12 protein-coding genes and 2 tRNA genes are annotated in these 15,456 nt (G+C 72.5%); 7 read left to right on the top strand and 7 right to left on the bottom strand.

Annotated elements, in window-relative coordinates:
- Positions 1-63: 63 nt before the first annotated feature.
- From ACIA6B_RS23360 to ACIA6B_RS23345, 4 genes are read right to left on the bottom strand one after another with little or no spacing between them, the layout of a single operon-like run.
- Positions 64-1,170, bottom strand: a complete 1,107-nt coding sequence (locus ACIA6B_RS23360; protein ID WP_396776273.1) for a hypothetical protein — start codon at positions 1,168-1,170, stop codon at positions 64-66.
- Entirely contained in the window at positions 1,167-1,883 is a 717-nt protein-coding gene (locus ACIA6B_RS23355; protein ID WP_396776271.1) for a DsbA family protein, read from the bottom strand. The genes ACIA6B_RS23360 and ACIA6B_RS23355 overlap by 4 nt, the downstream gene beginning before the upstream one ends.
- Positions 1,876-2,394 carry a MauE/DoxX family redox-associated membrane protein gene (locus tag ACIA6B_RS23350; protein WP_396776269.1) on the bottom strand — a complete coding sequence of 173 codons (519 nt, stop codon included), beginning with the start codon at positions 2,392-2,394 and terminating at the stop codon, positions 1,876-1,878. Before ACIA6B_RS23350 ends, ACIA6B_RS23355 begins: the two co-directional genes overlap by 8 nt.
- A gap of 30 nt (positions 2,395-2,424) precedes the next feature.
- Positions 2,425-3,012 carry a sigma-70 family RNA polymerase sigma factor gene (locus ACIA6B_RS23345; protein ID WP_396776268.1) on the bottom strand — a complete coding sequence of 196 codons (588 nt, stop codon included), beginning with the start codon at positions 3,010-3,012 and terminating at the stop codon, positions 2,425-2,427.
- A 201-nt stretch (positions 3,013-3,213) separates the two neighbouring features.
- Here ACIA6B_RS23345 and ACIA6B_RS23340 point away from each other — a divergent pair, with 201 nt between their 5' ends.
- The 3 genes from ACIA6B_RS23340 to ACIA6B_RS23330 all read left to right on the top strand — a co-directional run bounded on the left by ACIA6B_RS23340 (position 3,214) and on the right by ACIA6B_RS23330 (position 6,681).
- Complete coding sequence (locus ACIA6B_RS23340) at positions 3,214-4,881, top strand: copper resistance CopC/CopD family protein (RefSeq protein WP_396776267.1); 1,668 nt, start codon at positions 3,214-3,216, stop codon at positions 4,879-4,881.
- A gap of 16 nt (positions 4,882-4,897) precedes the next feature.
- The gene (locus tag ACIA6B_RS23335; RefSeq protein ID WP_396776265.1) at positions 4,898-5,629 is read left to right on the top strand and encodes a YcnI family protein; all 732 of its coding nucleotides are present in this window, start codon (positions 4,898-4,900) and stop codon (positions 5,627-5,629) included.
- 143 nt (positions 5,630-5,772) lie between these two features.
- Positions 5,773-6,681 (top strand): hypothetical protein, encoded by a 909-nt coding sequence (locus ACIA6B_RS23330; protein ID WP_396776262.1) that lies wholly within the window; start codon positions 5,773-5,775, stop codon positions 6,679-6,681.
- Between the two features lie 106 nt (positions 6,682-6,787).
- Here ACIA6B_RS23330 and ACIA6B_RS23325 read toward each other — a convergent pair whose 3' ends face one another.
- Positions 6,788-8,071, bottom strand: coding sequence for a glycosyltransferase 87 family protein (locus ACIA6B_RS23325; protein ID WP_396776260.1), 1,284 nt, complete (start codon positions 8,069-8,071; stop codon positions 6,788-6,790).
- A 73-nt stretch (positions 8,072-8,144) separates the two neighbouring features.
- Between ACIA6B_RS23325 and orn the strand changes: the two genes are divergently transcribed.
- Positions 8,145-8,735, top strand: a complete 591-nt coding sequence (gene orn, locus ACIA6B_RS23320; protein ID WP_396776258.1) for an oligoribonuclease — start codon at positions 8,145-8,147, stop codon at positions 8,733-8,735.
- A gap of 90 nt (positions 8,736-8,825) precedes the next feature.
- Positions 8,826-8,901: transfer RNA gene (locus ACIA6B_RS23315), tRNA-His, on the top strand.
- A gap of 50 nt (positions 8,902-8,951) precedes the next feature.
- Here the strand turns inward: ACIA6B_RS23315 and ACIA6B_RS23310 are convergent.
- A complete protein-coding gene (locus tag ACIA6B_RS23310; protein ID WP_396776256.1) occupies positions 8,952-10,250 on the bottom strand; it encodes an Ig-like domain-containing protein in 1,299 nt (432 codons plus the stop codon).
- A 191-nt stretch (positions 10,251-10,441) separates the two neighbouring features.
- Complete coding sequence (locus ACIA6B_RS23305; RefSeq protein WP_396776255.1) at positions 10,442-11,719, bottom strand: Ig-like domain-containing protein; 1,278 nt, start codon at positions 11,717-11,719, stop codon at positions 10,442-10,444.
- 187 nt (positions 11,720-11,906) lie between these two features.
- Here ACIA6B_RS23305 and ACIA6B_RS23300 point away from each other — a divergent pair.
- Positions 11,907-11,982, top strand: a tRNA-Lys gene (locus ACIA6B_RS23300).
- A 760-nt stretch (positions 11,983-12,742) separates the two neighbouring features.
- Positions 12,743-15,217 (top strand): RICIN domain-containing protein, encoded by a 2,475-nt coding sequence (locus ACIA6B_RS23295; RefSeq protein WP_396776254.1) that lies wholly within the window; start codon positions 12,743-12,745, stop codon positions 15,215-15,217.
- Positions 15,218-15,456 lie beyond the last annotated feature (239 nt).

The following is a 15,456-nucleotide window of genomic DNA, read 5'->3' as shown; positions in this document are numbered from 1 at the left end:
GCCGGGGCGGGGCGGGGCGGGGCGGGGTGGGGTGGGGTGGGTGGGGCGGGGTGGGGTGGGTGGTTAGGGGATTGGGGTTGCGTGGGGGTGGGTGGGGCGGGGGGTGGTGCGGGTGGTGCGGGTGGTGGTGTGGAGGCGGAGCAGGCCGGCGGCGACCGCGCCGGCGCCGGTGGCCAGCGCCACGGTGACCAGGATCCGGATGAGCGTGGGTGGGCCGGCGGCCGGGGGGACCGAGCGGGCCAGCACGGCGAGGTTGGACACGCCGGCGAACAGTGTGAGGCAGGCGCCGGCGAGCGCCAGCGTGAAGTCGGCGGCCGGGCGGCGGGCCAACGCGTACCCGCCGGCGGCCAGCGCGCCGAGGCCGGTGAGCAGCGTCCACACCTGGCCGGTGACCAGCTCGGCGAGCAGACCGCCGGCCCCCGGAGCGCCGGTGTCGAGCGCCCGGCCGACGGTGAGCGCCACGGTGGCCGCGCCCCCCACGGCGAGCAGCCCGCCCACCGCGCGCAGCGCACGGACGCCGGCAGCCGTGCCGCCGGGCACCAACCCGGCCGCGCCGAGCGTCAGGAAACCGAGCGTGGCGGCCACCCACCACGGGTACGGGTCGGGCGGCGGCACCCAGTCCAGCGTGCCGCGTACCTCGGTCGGGGTGTCGCCGGCGCGCAGCGGCACCACCCAGTCGCGGACCCGCTGGACACGGCCCGGGTCGGCGGCGACGGCGGCGGGCGGGCCGTCGGAGCGCCAGAGCGTGCGCTGGTCGTGCCAGCGGTAGGTCGGCCCGTCGGCGATCCGCCGCCAGGCCGGCGCGGCGGCCGGGTCGGCCTCGGCCGGGAGCCGCGTCTCCCCGGCGATGGTGCGGTTCAGCCAGGTGGCCGGCGAGCGGCTGTTCTCGAACACGCCGGCGGGACCGATCCGCAGGTACGGCTCGCCGGAGTAGCCGAGCACGGTGACGTCGGCGCCGCCGCGGTTGGTCAGTTCCAGCCGCGCGCCGGCCTCCACCATGCGGGCGGTGAGCCCGGTCCGCTCCGGGCCGACGCCGGTGACGGTGGCCCGGTAGTCGGTGCCGTCCGGCGCGTCCGCGCCGTGCGCGGCGGCCGGCGAGGCGACTGCGAGCAGGGCGGTGGTCGCGGCGGCGACCAGCAGCCCGGCCCGGCGCAGCGGTGCGGGGGTCACTTGCCGGCCGCCGCCACGGCCGCCTTGATGCCGTCCGGGCTCTTGTCCGCCAGCTCGGTGCCGTTGACCTTGATGGTGGGCGTGCCGGTGACGCCGGACCGGCTGGCCTCGTCGGTGACGTGCCCGGTCCACGCCGTGTACGTGCCGTCGTTCACGCAGGAGCCGAAGTCGTCCCGGTTCAGCCCGACGCCCGCGCCGATGTCGATCAGCTCGTCGTTGCTGAGCCCGGCGCTGCCCTCGGCCGGCTGCTTCGCGAAGAGCTGGTCGGTGAACTCGCGGAACTTGCCGCCCTTCGCGGCGCAGCCGGAGGCGGCCGAGGAGCGGGTGGAGTACTCCGTGGTGGAGAAGCGGTTCAGGAACGCGACCGGGTGGAAGACCACCTTGGCCTTGCCCGCGCTGACGAGCTGGTTCACCGTCTCGCCGTTGACCTGCTGGAACTGTTTGCAGACCGGGCAGAGGTAGTCCTCGTAGAGGTCGATGGTGACCGGGCCGGAACCGTAGACGATGCCGGTGCCGGCGTCGTTCGCGCCGGGCGGGGCGGTGAAGTCGTCGGACTTCTGCGAGGAGTAGACGGCCCAGCCGATACCGCCGGCGATGACCAGCACCAGCACCGCGGCGATGGTGGTGAAGAGCGTGCGCTTGCGGCGCTTCTCCCGGGCGATCTGCTCGCGTACCACGCGCGAGGCGTCCTTGCGGCCCTTGCGGCTACTCATCGTCGTCCTCCACGGTGTCGCCCGCGAGCCACCCGTCCATCGAGAACGGGGTGCGGGGCCAGATCAGCAGGAACCCGGCCAGCGCCAGGAACCCGAGGTCCCGGAGGATCTCCGGGAGGTAGCTCGGCGTCTCGCCGGCGCCGAGCTGGCCGCCGCTGCCGAAGCACCCGCAGTCGATGGCCAGGCCGCGGGCCCAGGCCGAGGCGATGCCGGTGACGAAGACCACCAGCAGCGCCGCGGAGACGCCGGCGCTCACCCGGGTGGCGAGCCCGGCGAGCAGCAGCAGGCCGAGGGCCAGCTCCACGAACGGCAGCGCCGCCCCGATCACGGTGGCCACGTCGTACGGCATCACCTGGTAGGCGTTCACGGCCCGGCCGGAGGCGGCCAGGTCACCGACCTTGGCGCCGCCGGCGACCAGCCAGACGGCGGCCAGGCCGAGGCGGGCCGCGACGCCCAGCCAGGGGCGTAGCGCCGGCCAGCGCGCGGCGGCAGGGGAGGGGTGCACAGTCATTCGTCGTCCGGCGGTCACGAAAGGTTCCCGCTATCCGGCCCGCGTGTCGCCGACGGCGTCAACCAGTGCGTCGCGGGCCCGGGCGACCCGGGATCGGATGGTGCCCACCGGCACCCCCTCCACGTCGGCGGCCTCGGCGTAGGAGAGGCCGAGCAGTTGGGTGAGCACGAACGCGGAGCGTCGCTCGGCGGGCAGCCGGCGGACCAGGTCGGTGGCGCCGAGCTGGCCGGCCGGGTCCGGGTACGGCCGGTCGGTGGCCGCCTGGGCGGCGAGCCGCTCGTCGAGCCGGCGGCGGCGCACCAGGGTACGCAGGTGGTCGGCGCAGGCCCGTCGGGCGATGCCGAGCAGCCAGGTGCGGGCGGTGGACCGGCCCTCGAAGCCGGGCAGCGCGCGCAACGCCCGCAGGTAGGTCTCCTGGGTCAGGTCGTCCGCGCTGTCCGGGTCGACCAGGGCTGCGGTGAAGCGCCAGACCTCGGCCTGGGTGGCCCGGACGAACGCGGCCCGCGCGTCCGGGTCCCCGTGCCGGGCCGCCAGCGCCCAGTCGGTGACCGTCTCCCGCGCAGCCCCGGCCCCCGCCCGGAGGCGGTCGGCGGCGGTGTCGCGCGGGGCGGGGATCACGTGAGACGAGGTTACGCGGCGTACCTGTGCCGGACAGGGTCCTTCGGCCCATTCCGTGGTCCGGCACACGCCGGGAACTTTTCCCACCCCCTCACCGACTACCCCGGCATGACCTCCGACCAGCACGCGGGCCGGGCACCTCGGCGTGCCCGCCGGAGGTCGGCTCGCCGGAGGCCGCGCGGTTCGGGAACCATGGCGGTCATGAATGCTGCCGTACGCCGCCCGCCCGGGGCCGTCGCCGCCCGCTCCGGGGCCGCCGCCGGGCTGCTGCTCCTCCTGCTCGCCCTGCTCCTCGCCCCGGGCACCCCGGCCAGCGCCCACGCGGTGCTGGTGAGCAGCAGTCCCGCCGCCTCCGCGGTGGTGCCCGAGGCGCCCGCCCAGGTGGTGATCACGTTCAGTGAGGGGGTCCGCAAGGTCCCCGGGAAGGTGCGGGTGATCGCCCCGGACGGTTCGCGGGCCGACCGGGGCGAGCCGACGTTCCGGGGCGCCGAGGTCAGCATCCCGGTGGACCCGTCCGGCGGGCGCGGCACCTACCTGGTGAGCTACCGGGTCATCTCGGCGGACAGCCACCCGGTCTCCGGCGCGTTCACCTACTCGGTCGGCGCCCCGTCCGAGCCGCCGACCGACACCGGCTCGGACAACCGGGCGAACCCGGTGACCGAGAACGCGGTCAAGGTGGCGAAGTACGCCGGCTACGTCGGTCTGCTGTTGCTGGTCGGCCCGGCGCTGGTGCTGGCCGCGCTCTGGCCGCGCCGGCTGTCCCGGCGAGGGCCGGCGCGGCTGGCCTGGGCCGGGCTCGGCGTGCTGGCGGTGGCCACGCTGGCCGAGTTGTGGCTCCAGGTGCCCTACACCAACGGCGGCGGCCTGTTCGACGTCACCTCGGCGGGCCTGGGTGACGTGCTGGGCAGCGCCTACGGCGCCACCCACCTGGTCCGGCTGGGCCTGCTCGCGGCGGCGGCGTTCCTGCTCCGCCCACTGTTCGCCGGGCCGGTCGGCCGCACCGACGGGATCATCCTGGCGGTCCTGGGCGGGGCGGCGTTGTTCACCTGGCCGCTCGCCGGCCACGCCGCCGCCTCGCCCGCGCCGGCGGTCTCGGTGGTGGTCGACGCCGTGCACCTGGGCGGCATGGCGGTGTGGCTGGGTGGCCTGGTCATGCTGGCCGTCTTCCTACTGCGCCGCGCCGACGAGCGCGAACTGGACGCGATCCTGCCGATCTGGTCCCGCTGGGCCGCGCTCGCGGTGGCCGCGCTGCTGCTTGCCGGCACCGTGCAGGGGCTGATCGAGGTGGCCACCCCGAAGGCGCTCGTCGACACCACGTACGGCCGGCTGCTGCTCGCCAAGATCGCGCTGTTCGCGCTGGTGATCGGCGTCGCCGCGTACTCCCGGGCACTGGTGCGGCGGCGCGTCGCCGCCGGCCGGCCGGGCGCGATGCGGCGGGCCGTGGTGGCCGAGCTGGCGATCACCGCGGTGGTGCTCGGCCTGTCCGCCACACTCGTGCAGACCACCCCGGCGCGGACCGCGGGCACCGGCGTGACCGGCGGCTCGGTCGACTACTTCTCGACCACGCTGAGCAGCCCGAAGTATTCCCTCCAGGTGGAGCTGGACCCGGCCGAGACCGGCAACAACTCGCTGCACCTCTACGCCTACACGACCGACAACCGGCCGCAGGCGGTGCAGGAGTGGAAGGTCACCGCGGCGCTGCCGTCGGCCGGGATCGAGCCGATCACGGTGCCGCTGCTGCCGCTGAGCGACAACCACGCCACCGGCGAGGTCAGCCTGCCGGCCCGGGGCGACTGGCAGCTCCGGATCACCGTCCGCACGTCCGACATCGACCAGGCCACGGTGACCGCCACCGTGCCGATCAAGTAACGGAAGGTTCCCTCTGATGATCCGTCTCCGGCGTTCCGCGACCGCCGCCGCGCTGACTCTCGCCGCCGTCTCCGCGACCGTGCTCGGCCTGGCCGGGTCGGCCTCGGCGCACGTCACGATCAACCCGAAGGAGGGGACGCAGGGCGGCTACGGCCGGTTCGCGTTCCGGGTGCCGAACGAGAGCGACACGGCGTCGACCGTCAAGGTCGAGGTGAACCTGCCGGACAACGCGCCTGTCGGTTCCGTCTCCACCATGCCGGTGCCGGGCTGGACGGTGGCGGTGGAGAAGCGCAAGGTCGACCCGCCGGTCGAGGTGCACGGCAGCCAGCTCACCGAGGCGGTCTCGAAGCTCACGTTCACGGCGGCGCCCAACGGTGGCGTGAAGCCTGGCGAGTTCCAGGAGTTCCCGGTGTCGATGGGGCCGCTGCCCCAGGTCGACACCATGGTGTTCAAGGTGCTCCAGACGTACTCCGACGGCAACGTCTCCCGCTGGATCGAGGAGCCCACGCCGGGCGCGGAGGAGCCGGAGAACCCGGCGCCGGTGCTCGCGCTGGCCGCCGGTGGGGCGTCCGCGTCCCCCGGCGCGAGCGCGCCGGCCGTCGCGGCGGACGACGACGATGACGACGACGCCGACTCCGGGGCGGCCACCGCGTTCGGGGTGGCCGGGCTGGTTGCCGGCCTGGCCGGCCTGGTCCTCGGTGGGCTGGCGTTCGCGCGCACCCGGCGGGAGCCGGCCGCGAAGTCCTGAGCACGGCACGGTCACCGGCCCGGCGGAGCACGTCCGCCGGGCCGGTGCCCGTCGGTGGGCCGGGTGCGGTGGATATCCGGCGATCGGCGGAGCGTCGTCGGTAAGGTCGGCCGGGTAGTTGGCTACCGAGAGGGACGACGCGAATGCGTTTCGTGCGCACGATCGCCGGCATGCTGCTGCTGGCCCTGGGAATTCCGGCGCTGCTGGCCGGCGCCGGGCTCTGGCTCACCGCCCGGCACGCCGATCCGGCCGGCGGCTTCACCGCCCGCTTCGAACCGGTCCGCACGCCCGCCCGCGCGGTCGTGGTGACCGACGTGGACGCGCTGCTGCGGGCCGACCTGCCGGCGGCCCGCACCGGGCAGGTCCGGCTGCGACTGGCCGCGCGGGACGCCGGTGGCCCGGTGTTCCTCGGCCTCGCCCCGACCGACCAGGTGCGCCGGTGGCTGGCCGACGTCCCGCACAGCACCGTGCGGCGCGTCGCGGTGACCCGGGGCCCGCTGCCGGTCCGGCTCGACCCGGCCACCGCCGGCGTCGCCACCGCCGTCCCGGCCGGGCAGTCCTTCTGGGTACGCCAGGGGGTCGGCTCGCTCCAGTGGCGCCCTGCCGAGCTGGGCGACCGGTCGTTGAGCCTGGTGGTGATGCGCGCCGACGGGGCCGGCGGGCTCGACCTGAGTCTGCGGGGCGAGGTGCGGGCCGGCTGGTTCCCGGGCGTGGCGTGGGCGTCGCTGGCCGGCGGCACGCTGCTGGTGGTCCTGGCGGTGCTGGTGCTGCTGCGCCCGCACCGGCCCCGGGAGGTGGTCTTCGTGGTCGAGCCGGACCAGGTCCCGGTGCTGGCCGGACGGCTCGGCATCAGCTCACTGAGCGAGCTGGGCCGGCCACCGGACCGGGCGTCCGACCCGCACCGGCAACTGGTCGCCGTCGGCCCGGTAGCCGGGGAGCGGGGCCGCGCGGCGATCTCCGCCGGGCCGGGCCGGCGCCCGGCCAGCCTGGCCGACCTGCCGGCCGACGGTGACTCGTCGTGGCCGCCGGTCTCCCGGCGGGGCGACAGGTGATGCCGGCGCGACGGCGGGTGGCCCTCCGCGCTGCCGACGCGGAGGGCCACCGTCACCGGGGGAATTCGGTGCTACCTGGGAGAAAACAGAGGTAGTTGGGACAAGATTAGCGCCGAACGCCACCGTTTGCGAGGTCTGTCCGTTCAACGACCGTCGCGGTTCGCCGGCGGACCGGCAGCACCGCCAGCAGCAGCAGGCTCAACAGCACGTACGCGTTACGCGTGACGAAGTCGACCGGGTCGTCGGTACGCGCCGGACCGGCGCCCCAGTCCTGGAACGTCACCACCCCGTACACGATCACCACGCCGGTGCCCACGGCCAGCGCGAGCAGGCCACGACGCCGGCGGGTCCCGGTCGCCGTCGACGGGTCGGCGGCCAGCGCGGCGTCCACCAGCACCACCACCGCCGGAATGAACCAGTACAGGTGGTGGGTCCAGGTGATCGGGGAGATCAGGCCGCCGACCAGGCCGGTCAGCGTCAGACCGGCCAGCGCGTCCCCGGCCCGCGCCGCGCGCGCCGCCCGCCACAGCCCGTAGCCGGCGACCAGCAGCGCGAGCACCAGCCACGGCAGCCGGCTCGGCTCCTCCGGCGCGGTGATCCGGCTGAGCAGTCCGAACAGGGACTGGTTGCCGGTGTAGTCGGTGCGCCCCACCCGGTCGGTGGCCCACAGCTCATGCGTCCAGAACCGCCACGAGTCGTGCGGCGCGACCGCCGCCGCCAGCAACGTGGCCGCCGTCGCAGTCGCCGCCGCCACCGCCGCGGCCCGCCACCGCCGAGCGGCCAGCAGGTAGAGCACGAAGATCCCGGGAAACAGCTTGAGCGCCGCCGCCAGCCCCACGCCCACACCGGCCCAGCGCCGCCCCTGCGGTACGGCGAACAGCAGGTCGGCCAGGATCAGCACCACCAGCAGCATGTTGATCTGCCCGAAGGTGATCGTCTCCCGGGTGCTCTCCACCGCCAGCACCAGCAGCACGGCAACGGTCAGGCCGAACACGCGGGGCAGGCCGTGCCGCCGCAGCACCGGCGTCACCAGCCAGCGGGTGGTGACCACCACGCCGGCCACGGTCAGCACCGTGAACGCGGCGATCGTGACCCCCAGCGGCAGCAGCGCGAACGGGCGCAGCAGCAGCGCCGCGAACGGGGGATAGGTGAAGTAGAGCGCGCCCTGCACCCGGTCCGGCTGGACGTAGTCGTAGAGCGGGTGCCCGGCCGCCCACCAGTCCATCGCCCGCATGTAGATCTTCAGGTCGAAGTAGTCGTGCACGAAGCCGGGCAGGTAGAGCGCCGGCAGCATGGCCGCCAGCGCCAGCACGGTGACCACCCGCCGAGCCGTACGCCCGCCCGCGTCGTCCGGGGTGACGGCGGGTGGCGCGACGGATTCGGCTGGCACGGGGAAACCCTAGCGGTCCACCTGGCCGACCGTGCCGAGGCGCGGGCGGGTCGGCGGCGCGTAGTCTGTCCCGGTGGCTGATCTTCTCGTCTGGATCGATTGTGAGATGACCGGGCTCGACCTCGGCCGGGACGCCCTGATCGAGGTCGCCGCGCTCGTCACCGACCCCGACCTCAACGTGCTCGGGGACGGTGTGGACGTGGTGATCCACGCCGACGACGCGACGCTCGCGGGTATGCCGGAGATCGTGCGCACCATGCACGCCAAGTCCGGCCTCACCGACGAGGTGCGCCGGTCCACGGTCACCCTCGCCGAGGCCGAGGACCTGGTGCTCGACTACGTCACCAGCCACGTGAAGGACCCGAGGACCGCGCCGCTGTGCGGCAACTCGATCGCCACCGACCGGGGCTTCCTGGCCCGCGACATGACCCGGCTCGACGCCCACCTGCACTACCGCATGATCGACGTCTCCTCGATCAAGGAGCTGTGCCGGCGCTGGTACCCGCGGGTGTACTTCGGTCAGCCGCAGAAGGGCCTGGCGCACCGCGCGCTGGCGGACATCCGGGAGAGCATCCGGGAGTTGGAGTACTACCGGCGGACCCTGTTCGTGCCGCTGCCCGGCCCGGACGTGGAGACCGCGAAGGCGATCGCCGCCCAGCTCTGACGTCCGGGTCGGAACCCGGTGGACGGGGCGGGGCCGGGTGTGGCTATTATTGGTCCGCGCACCGCCCGGGTGACCGGAGCGGCGAGCATGGTGGCTGTAGCTCAGTTGGCAGAGCACCGGGTTGTGGTCCCGGTTGTCGTGGGTTCAATTCCCATCAGTCACCCCAACGACGAAGCCCCCTCCTCCGGGAGGGGGCTTCGTCGCGTACGGGGTCGGTCAGGCGGTCGGCTCGGCGCTGGGCGTCCCGGCGTCCGGGCTGGTGTCGTCGCCCGGCTCGGCCGGCGGCTCGTACGGCAGCGCGCTGCCCTTGACGTACTCGTCCCAGCTCATGTTCCAGTCGGTCCAGCCGTTGCCGTTCTGGAGCTTGCGCTCGGTGCCCTTGACCGTGATCGGGTCGCCCAGGCGGGTGTTGGCGAACAGCCAGTTGCCGTCCTTCATCGAGACGTTGACGCAGCCGTGCGAGACGTTCGAGCGTCCCTGCACGCCCTCGGACCAGGGGGCCGCGTGGATGAACTCGCCGCCCCAGGTGAGCCGCTGCGCGTAGTCGATCTCGGTGCGGTAGCCCTCCTCCGGGCCCAACTCCTCCATGGTGTCGAAGACGGTGTGCCGGAGCTTCTCGATGACCACCATGGTGCCGCTGGACGAGGGGGTGCTCTTCTTGCCGAGGCTCACCAGGATCGTCTTGACGACCTTGCCGTCCTTGGTGACGGTCATCCGCTTGGTGCGGTTGTCCACCGTCATCACGAACGACGGGCCGATCTTCACGTCGACGGTCAGATCGGAACGGCCGTACCAGCCGTCGCCAAGCGGCAGCCCGTTGGCCCGCACCTGGTAGGAGACCGTGCTGTTGGCCTTCCAGAACGTCTTGGGCCGGTAGTGCACCTCGGTCGGGCTGATCCAGCGCCAGATGCCCTCCTGGGCCGGCTGCGCGGTCACCGTCATCCGGCGCTGCATGTCGTCGCGGTAGTCCTCCGGGATGGCCCGGCCGAACTTCACGATCAGCGGCATGCCCACGCCGACGACCTGGTTGTCACCGAGGAAGCTGGTCACCCGGACCTGCTTGGCGGGCTTCGCCATCACGGTGAACGTGCTGGTGGCGGTCGCCGGCTTGCCGTCGTCGCCGGTCGCCGTCACGGTCGCGGTGTACGTCTGGGCGTAGTCCAGCGCGGCGGCGGGTTCCCAGCTCTTGCCGTCGGCGGCGAGTGTGCCCTCGACCGCCTTGCCGGTGGCGTCCTTCAGCTCGACCGCGGTCTCCTGCGCGTCCTTCGTGGTGAAGGTGATGGCGGTGGTGGCGGGGACGTCCTTGGCGTCGGCGGCCGGCTCGCTGATGGTGGCCGCCGCCTTCGGGGCCTTCTCGCCGCCGTCACCGCCGCCCTGCCAGCTCGACGGTTTGTCGCCGCCGCCGGTGCAGGCCGTCAGCGCCATGGTGGCGACGAGCACCACGGCGGCGAATGCGCGGCGCCCGCCGCGACGGGCGCTCCCGCCCCGGATCGGTTCGTCCTGGCCAGCTCGCATGATTCCCTCACAAGTGTGCTGCGCGGTCCCGATCGTCTCTGGTCAGACGCGTCGGACCGGGTACTCGTTGCCGGAAGTGAACCGGAACACCCCGGTGACGGTGTAACGATTCTGTCGTCGTCCGGCGCTTCGTTGCTGGGGACGAGTCCCGGCGCCGCCGCAGGCGGCGGCGTCCGACAACGGTACGCCGCTTAGAACGGCGCGCCCTGCCCGCCCTTCGGCACCGGCAGGGCGCTGCCGGCGACGAACTCCGACCAGCTCAGGCTCCACGCCGTCCAGCCGTTGCCGGGCGCCAGCCGCCGTTCGGTGCCCTTCACCGTGATCGGGTCGCCGACGAGCGTCTTGCCGAACAGCCACCGACCGTCGGCCATCGACACGTTGACACAGCCGTGCGACACGTTCCGGCGGCCCTGCACCCCCTCCGACCAGGGCGCGGCGTGAATGTACTCGCCGCCCCAGGTGAGCCGCTGGGCGAAGTCGATCTTCGTGACGTACTGGTTGTTCGGGTCCGGCTCGTCGCGGGTGTCGAAGACGGTGGACTCCTTCTTCTCCATCACCACCATGGTGCCGCTGGATGAGGGGGTGCTCTTCTTGCCCAGGCTCACCGGCAGCGTGCGGATCACCGCGCCGTTCTCCGAGACCGTCATCTTCTTGGTGGCGTTGTCCACCGTCATCTCGAACGCGCGGCCGATCTTCGCGGTGGCGTTCCGGTCGACGTTGCCGTAGCGGCCGTTGCTCAGCGGGATGCCGGCCAGCGCCAGCCGGACGGTGAGCGTGGTGCCGGTCTTCCAGTACTCCGGGGCGCGGTAGTAGGCCTGGGTGCCGTTGGCCACCCAGTACCAGGCGCCGGGCTGCGGCGGATCGGTCTGCACGAACATGCGCTTCTGCACCGCCGCCCGGTCCTTCTTCGGGATGCCCGGCGAGAACTCGGCGACCACCGGCATGGCCACGCCGTACGTCTTGTCGCTGAACAGGTAGAGGCCGGAGCCGATGGTGGACTTCGGCTTGGCCATCGTGGTGAACGTGCTGGTGCCCTGGTGGGTCGCGCCGTCCGGGCCGGTCCCGGTGACCGTGGCGGTGTACTTCGTGGCGTACTTCAGCGGGGAGGACGGCACCCAGCTGGAGCCGTCGCGCCGCATCCGCCCGTTGACCGCCGTGCCGTCGGCGGTGGTCAGGACGACCTTCGACACCGTGCCGCCGCCCGGGACCCGGGCGCTGATCTCGGTGCTGGCCGGCCGGCCGGTCGCGCCGTCGGCCGGGCTCACCGACAGCGGCGACGCGGCGGGGGCCCCGTCACCCGACGGGGTGGCCGTCGGATCCGGTGCGGTGGACGAGACGCCACCGACCTGCTGCTGCTGGCCGGGCACGAAGGCCGGCTTCTCCTCGTCGCCGCCGCACCCGGTCAGTGCCAGCGACGCCGTGAGGACCAGGACGCCCACCATCGCCCCGGACCGCGCGAACCTGCCCATGCCCACCCCTGTCGTAGCGTGCCTGGCGGACATCGTGCCCCATCGACGCCAGGACGCCCGTCCCCGTAGGGGCTCGGCTGTCGGGTTCGGTCGGTTTTGCCGGTTAAGCTCGTCCGAAGGGTGGACCCCGGTATCGGATTGGAACCCCGCTCGGCGGGCATGCTAAGGTTCTTCCCGTTGTCAGCGAGCGCCGCTAGCTCAACTGGCAGAGCAGCGGACTCTTAATCCGCGGGTTCGGGGTTCGAGTCCCTGGCGGCGCACCAGCAGCAAGGCCCCGAAAGGCGCTCCGCGCCGGTCGGGGCCTTCTTCGCGTACGCCGGTGGTGACTCGGCCCGCCGGCTCGGCGGTGCGGGCGGCATCCGGACGACAGGTGGCCGGGCCGGCTGCCGCCGAGGTGGCCGGCGGGCGCGGTCGGGAGCCTCCTGTCGATCTCCGCCCCAGAGGTCGGACGGCTGGGCCGATTGCGATAGGCACAGTCGGCGGACGATCCGATGGTTGCGCGGTAAACGTCTGACGTCTACGCTGCAAGGCAGCATTCTGTGACCATGGGCAAGCGGGTGTGAGCGGGCATCGGGCGTTACCGACGGCACGATAGGTGCAGTCGGGCGGTACGTCTCGCTCGAAGCGCACGTGGCCTCGCGGCTGTTCCTGCCGCTTCTTGTCAGAGCCCACCATGGTCGGAACCTCCCCGTGCTCCCCCTCCGTCGGCGGTTATTCGCGCGGTGGTCCACCGTCGCGCCCCGAGGACGATTGTCCAGCGAACAAGTCCTGTCGGCGGTAATGCGAAAGGAATGGTCCGTGAAACCAGCCGTATCTACCGTTCGAAGGTCACTGCTGGCAGTCGTGCTGGCCGTCGCCGCCACGGTCCCGGCAGTGGTCGCGAGTCAACTGCCGGCCTCGGCCGCCGTCCAACAGACCTACTATGTCGCCCCGGACGGAAACGACGCCAACCCGGGAACGCTCCAGTCGCCGTTCCGGAGCCTGCAACGCGCCAGGGACGCCGTTCGTACGGTGAATTCCAACATGACCGGCGACATCCAGGTCTACCTGCGTGGTGGAAGTTACCCGGTGAACAGCACCATCGAGTTCGGGGCCGGTGACTCCGGCACCAACGGATATCGGGTCAGCTATTCCGCCTATCCCGACGAGACCCCCGTTCTCGAAGGTGGGGTGCGGGTGACGGGGTGGACCCAACACAGCGGCAACATCTGGAAGGCGCCGCTCGACCGTGCCAACAAACTGCGCGCGCTCTACGTCAACGACAAGCGGGCGTACATGGCGTCGAAGACGATCGGCTCGGCGGGCTGCTACGGGACGTACACCATTACGGCCGGGCAGGCCGCGTGGGCCTGGGAGTCGGGGTCGCAGTGCGACGGCGCCAAGTACAACCTGAACGACTTCCCCGCCGTCGCCCGCAACTCCGACGACATCGAGATCGAGACAGGGACGACCTGGACCACGGCGATCGTGGGAGTCCGCCAGGTGACCACGAGTTCCGACGGCGCCAACCGGGTGGCGCTGTTCCAGCAGCCGGGCGCCGCCATCGCCCAGGGCGCGTTCAACGGCAACGCCCAGACCGGCGGCAGCCACAAGGTGATGAACGCCTACGAGTTCCTGGACGCGCCGGGTGAGTTCTACTTCGACAAGGGCAGCCGGACGCTCTACTACTACAAGAGCAGTTCCGAGAACATGGCGACCGCGTCGGTCTTCGCGCCGAACAACGTGACCACCCTGTTGCGGGTCGCCGGCACCTCGACGAGCAGTCACGCTCGCAACATCACGTTCTCCGGTCTCACGGTCCAGCACTCCGACTGGAACCTGTTCACCGTCGCCGGTTCGTCGTTCAAGCAGGCGCAGCAGGGCAATCTCGGGGCGCAGGCGTACGCGAAGCGGAACTTCCACGACTACTACTACCGCAACGTCGACGTCACCCCGGGCATCGTCCAGGTGGAGAACGCCGACGGGATCCTCCTGCAACGCAACCGGATCCAGCACACCGGCGCCGACGGCATCAACATGGTCAACGACGTGCAGAACAGCCAGCTGGTCGGCAACCTCACCAACGACATCGCCGGCTCCGCCGTCACCGTCGGCCATCCCCAGCACGTCTACATCGGCGACGGGACGTCGACCAACCGCGAGAAGTGGTCCCCACAGGTCGAGGGGTTGCCGAAGAACATCGCGATCAGGAACAACTACCTCTACGACAGCGCGGTGCTGTTCAACGGGCACAGCCCCATCTCGGCGTACTTCGTCGACACCCTGACGGTGCAGCACAACCGGATCGAGAAGTCGCCCTGGGCGGGCATCACGCTCGGTTGGGGCTGGTGGAACTTCGACGGATCATCGGGCTCGATCGCGCCCAACCGACCCACCACGACGGCGCGGAACAACACCATCAGCTACAACCACATCGTCGACACGGTGCAGCGCCTCAGCGACACGGCGCCCATCTACACGCTGGGCAGCCAACCCGGCACCACGATCACCAACAACTATCTCCAGGGCGTGCCGTCCGGGCACAAGTACGGCCTCCACCCCGACGAGGGATCGGCGTACCTCACCTTCCGCGACAACGTCCTGAGCGTGGACAAGAACATCACCTGGATGATCAACTCCGACGACTTCGGGCGCAAGCACGACCTGAGCATCACGCAGACCTACGGCCCCATCAACAAGGTCTCGAACAAGAACCTGCCCAACAGCACGATCAACGACATCATCGTCTCCGCCGACTACGTCTGGCCGGCGCCGGCGTACGGCATCGCGGTCAACTCCGGCCTGGAGGACGCGTTCCGGGACATCGTCCCGGCGGCCAACCTGTCCCTGCCGAACCACGTCCTGCCGGCCAGCACCTACGTCACGAGCGGGACGGCATCGATTCCGATCCGGAGCGCCGGGGACGCGACCAGGGCGGTCTGGCTGGCTCCCGCCGGCACCACCGCCTTCGCCACCGGCCCGACGATGACCAGGGCCGGGGGCACCGACACGTCCATCGCCGTACCGACGTCGCAGGGCGAGTACCGGCTCTACGTCCTCGACGCGCAGGGCAACCGGTCGGCCGAGTCCAGCTCGATCGTCCGGCAGCAGGGCACCGGCACCGGCCAGCAGGGCGGCCGGCTCGTGGGCGGCCAGTCCGGCCGGTGCGTCGAGGTGCCGAACTCCGCCACCACCAACGGCACGCAGGTCCAGCTCTGGGACTGCGCCGGCGGCGCGAACCAGCAGTGGGCCTACACCGCCGGCAAGCAAATGACCGTGTACGGCAACAAGTGCCTGGACGCGAACGGCGCGGGCACCAGCAACGGCACCACGGTCATCATCTGGGACTGCCACGGCGGCGCCAACCAGCAGTGGAACGTCAACGCCAACGGCACCGTCACCAACGTCCAGTCCGGACTCTGTCTCGATGCCAACGGCGCCGCCACCGCCAACGGCACGAAGATCATCCTCTGGTCGTGCAACGGCGGCGCGAACCAGCAGTGGAGCCTTCGCACCTGACCGACCGCCCGGGGCCGGGCCGACCCGGGCCGACCCCGGGCCGGCGCACCGACGAGCAAGGCCCCGATGTCCGCTTCCGCGGGTCGGGGCCCTGTTCCGTGTCCCGCGGGCGGCAGGCGGTCGTTCGGTGCCGCGGGGGGGGGGGGGGGGGGGGGGGGGGGGGGGGGGGGGGGGCGGGGGGGGGGGGGGCGGGCGCGGGCGGGCCGGGCGGGGGGGGGGGCGCGGGCCGGCGGGCGCGG

The sequence above is a fragment of the Micromonospora sp. NPDC051141 genome (assembly GCF_044455765.1).
GTDB lineage: Bacteria > Actinomycetota > Actinomycetes > Mycobacteriales > Micromonosporaceae > Micromonospora.
Note: the sequence above shows the minus strand (reverse complement) of the source record. Positions and strands in the feature narration are given on the sequence as shown.

What these genes read in the sequence shown, in the direction of transcription:
- ACIA6B_RS23355 (WP_396776271.1), bottom strand. Translation starts at nt 1,883, where the DNA reads ATGAGTAGCCGCAAGGGCCGCAAGGACGCCTCGCGCGTGGTACGCGAG.
- ACIA6B_RS23350 (WP_396776269.1), bottom strand. Translation starts at nt 2,394, where the DNA reads ATGACTGTGCACCCCTCCCCTGCCGCCGCGCGCTGGCCGGCGCTACGC.
- ACIA6B_RS23340 (WP_396776267.1), top strand. Translation starts at nt 3,214, where the DNA reads ATGAATGCTGCCGTACGCCGCCCGCCCGGGGCCGTCGCCGCCCGCTCC.
- ACIA6B_RS23335 (WP_396776265.1), top strand. Translation starts at nt 4,898, where the DNA reads ATGATCCGTCTCCGGCGTTCCGCGACCGCCGCCGCGCTGACTCTCGCC.
- ACIA6B_RS23330 (WP_396776262.1), top strand. Translation starts at nt 5,773, where the DNA reads ATGCGTTTCGTGCGCACGATCGCCGGCATGCTGCTGCTGGCCCTGGGA.
- ACIA6B_RS23310 (WP_396776256.1), bottom strand. Translation starts at nt 10,250, where the DNA reads ATGCGAGCTGGCCAGGACGAACCGATCCGGGGCGGGAGCGCCCGTCGC.
- ACIA6B_RS23305 (WP_396776255.1), bottom strand. Translation starts at nt 11,719, where the DNA reads ATGGGCAGGTTCGCGCGGTCCGGGGCGATGGTGGGCGTCCTGGTCCTC.
- ACIA6B_RS23295 (WP_396776254.1), top strand. Translation starts at nt 12,743, where the DNA reads ATGACCGGCGACATCCAGGTCTACCTGCGTGGTGGAAGTTACCCGGTG.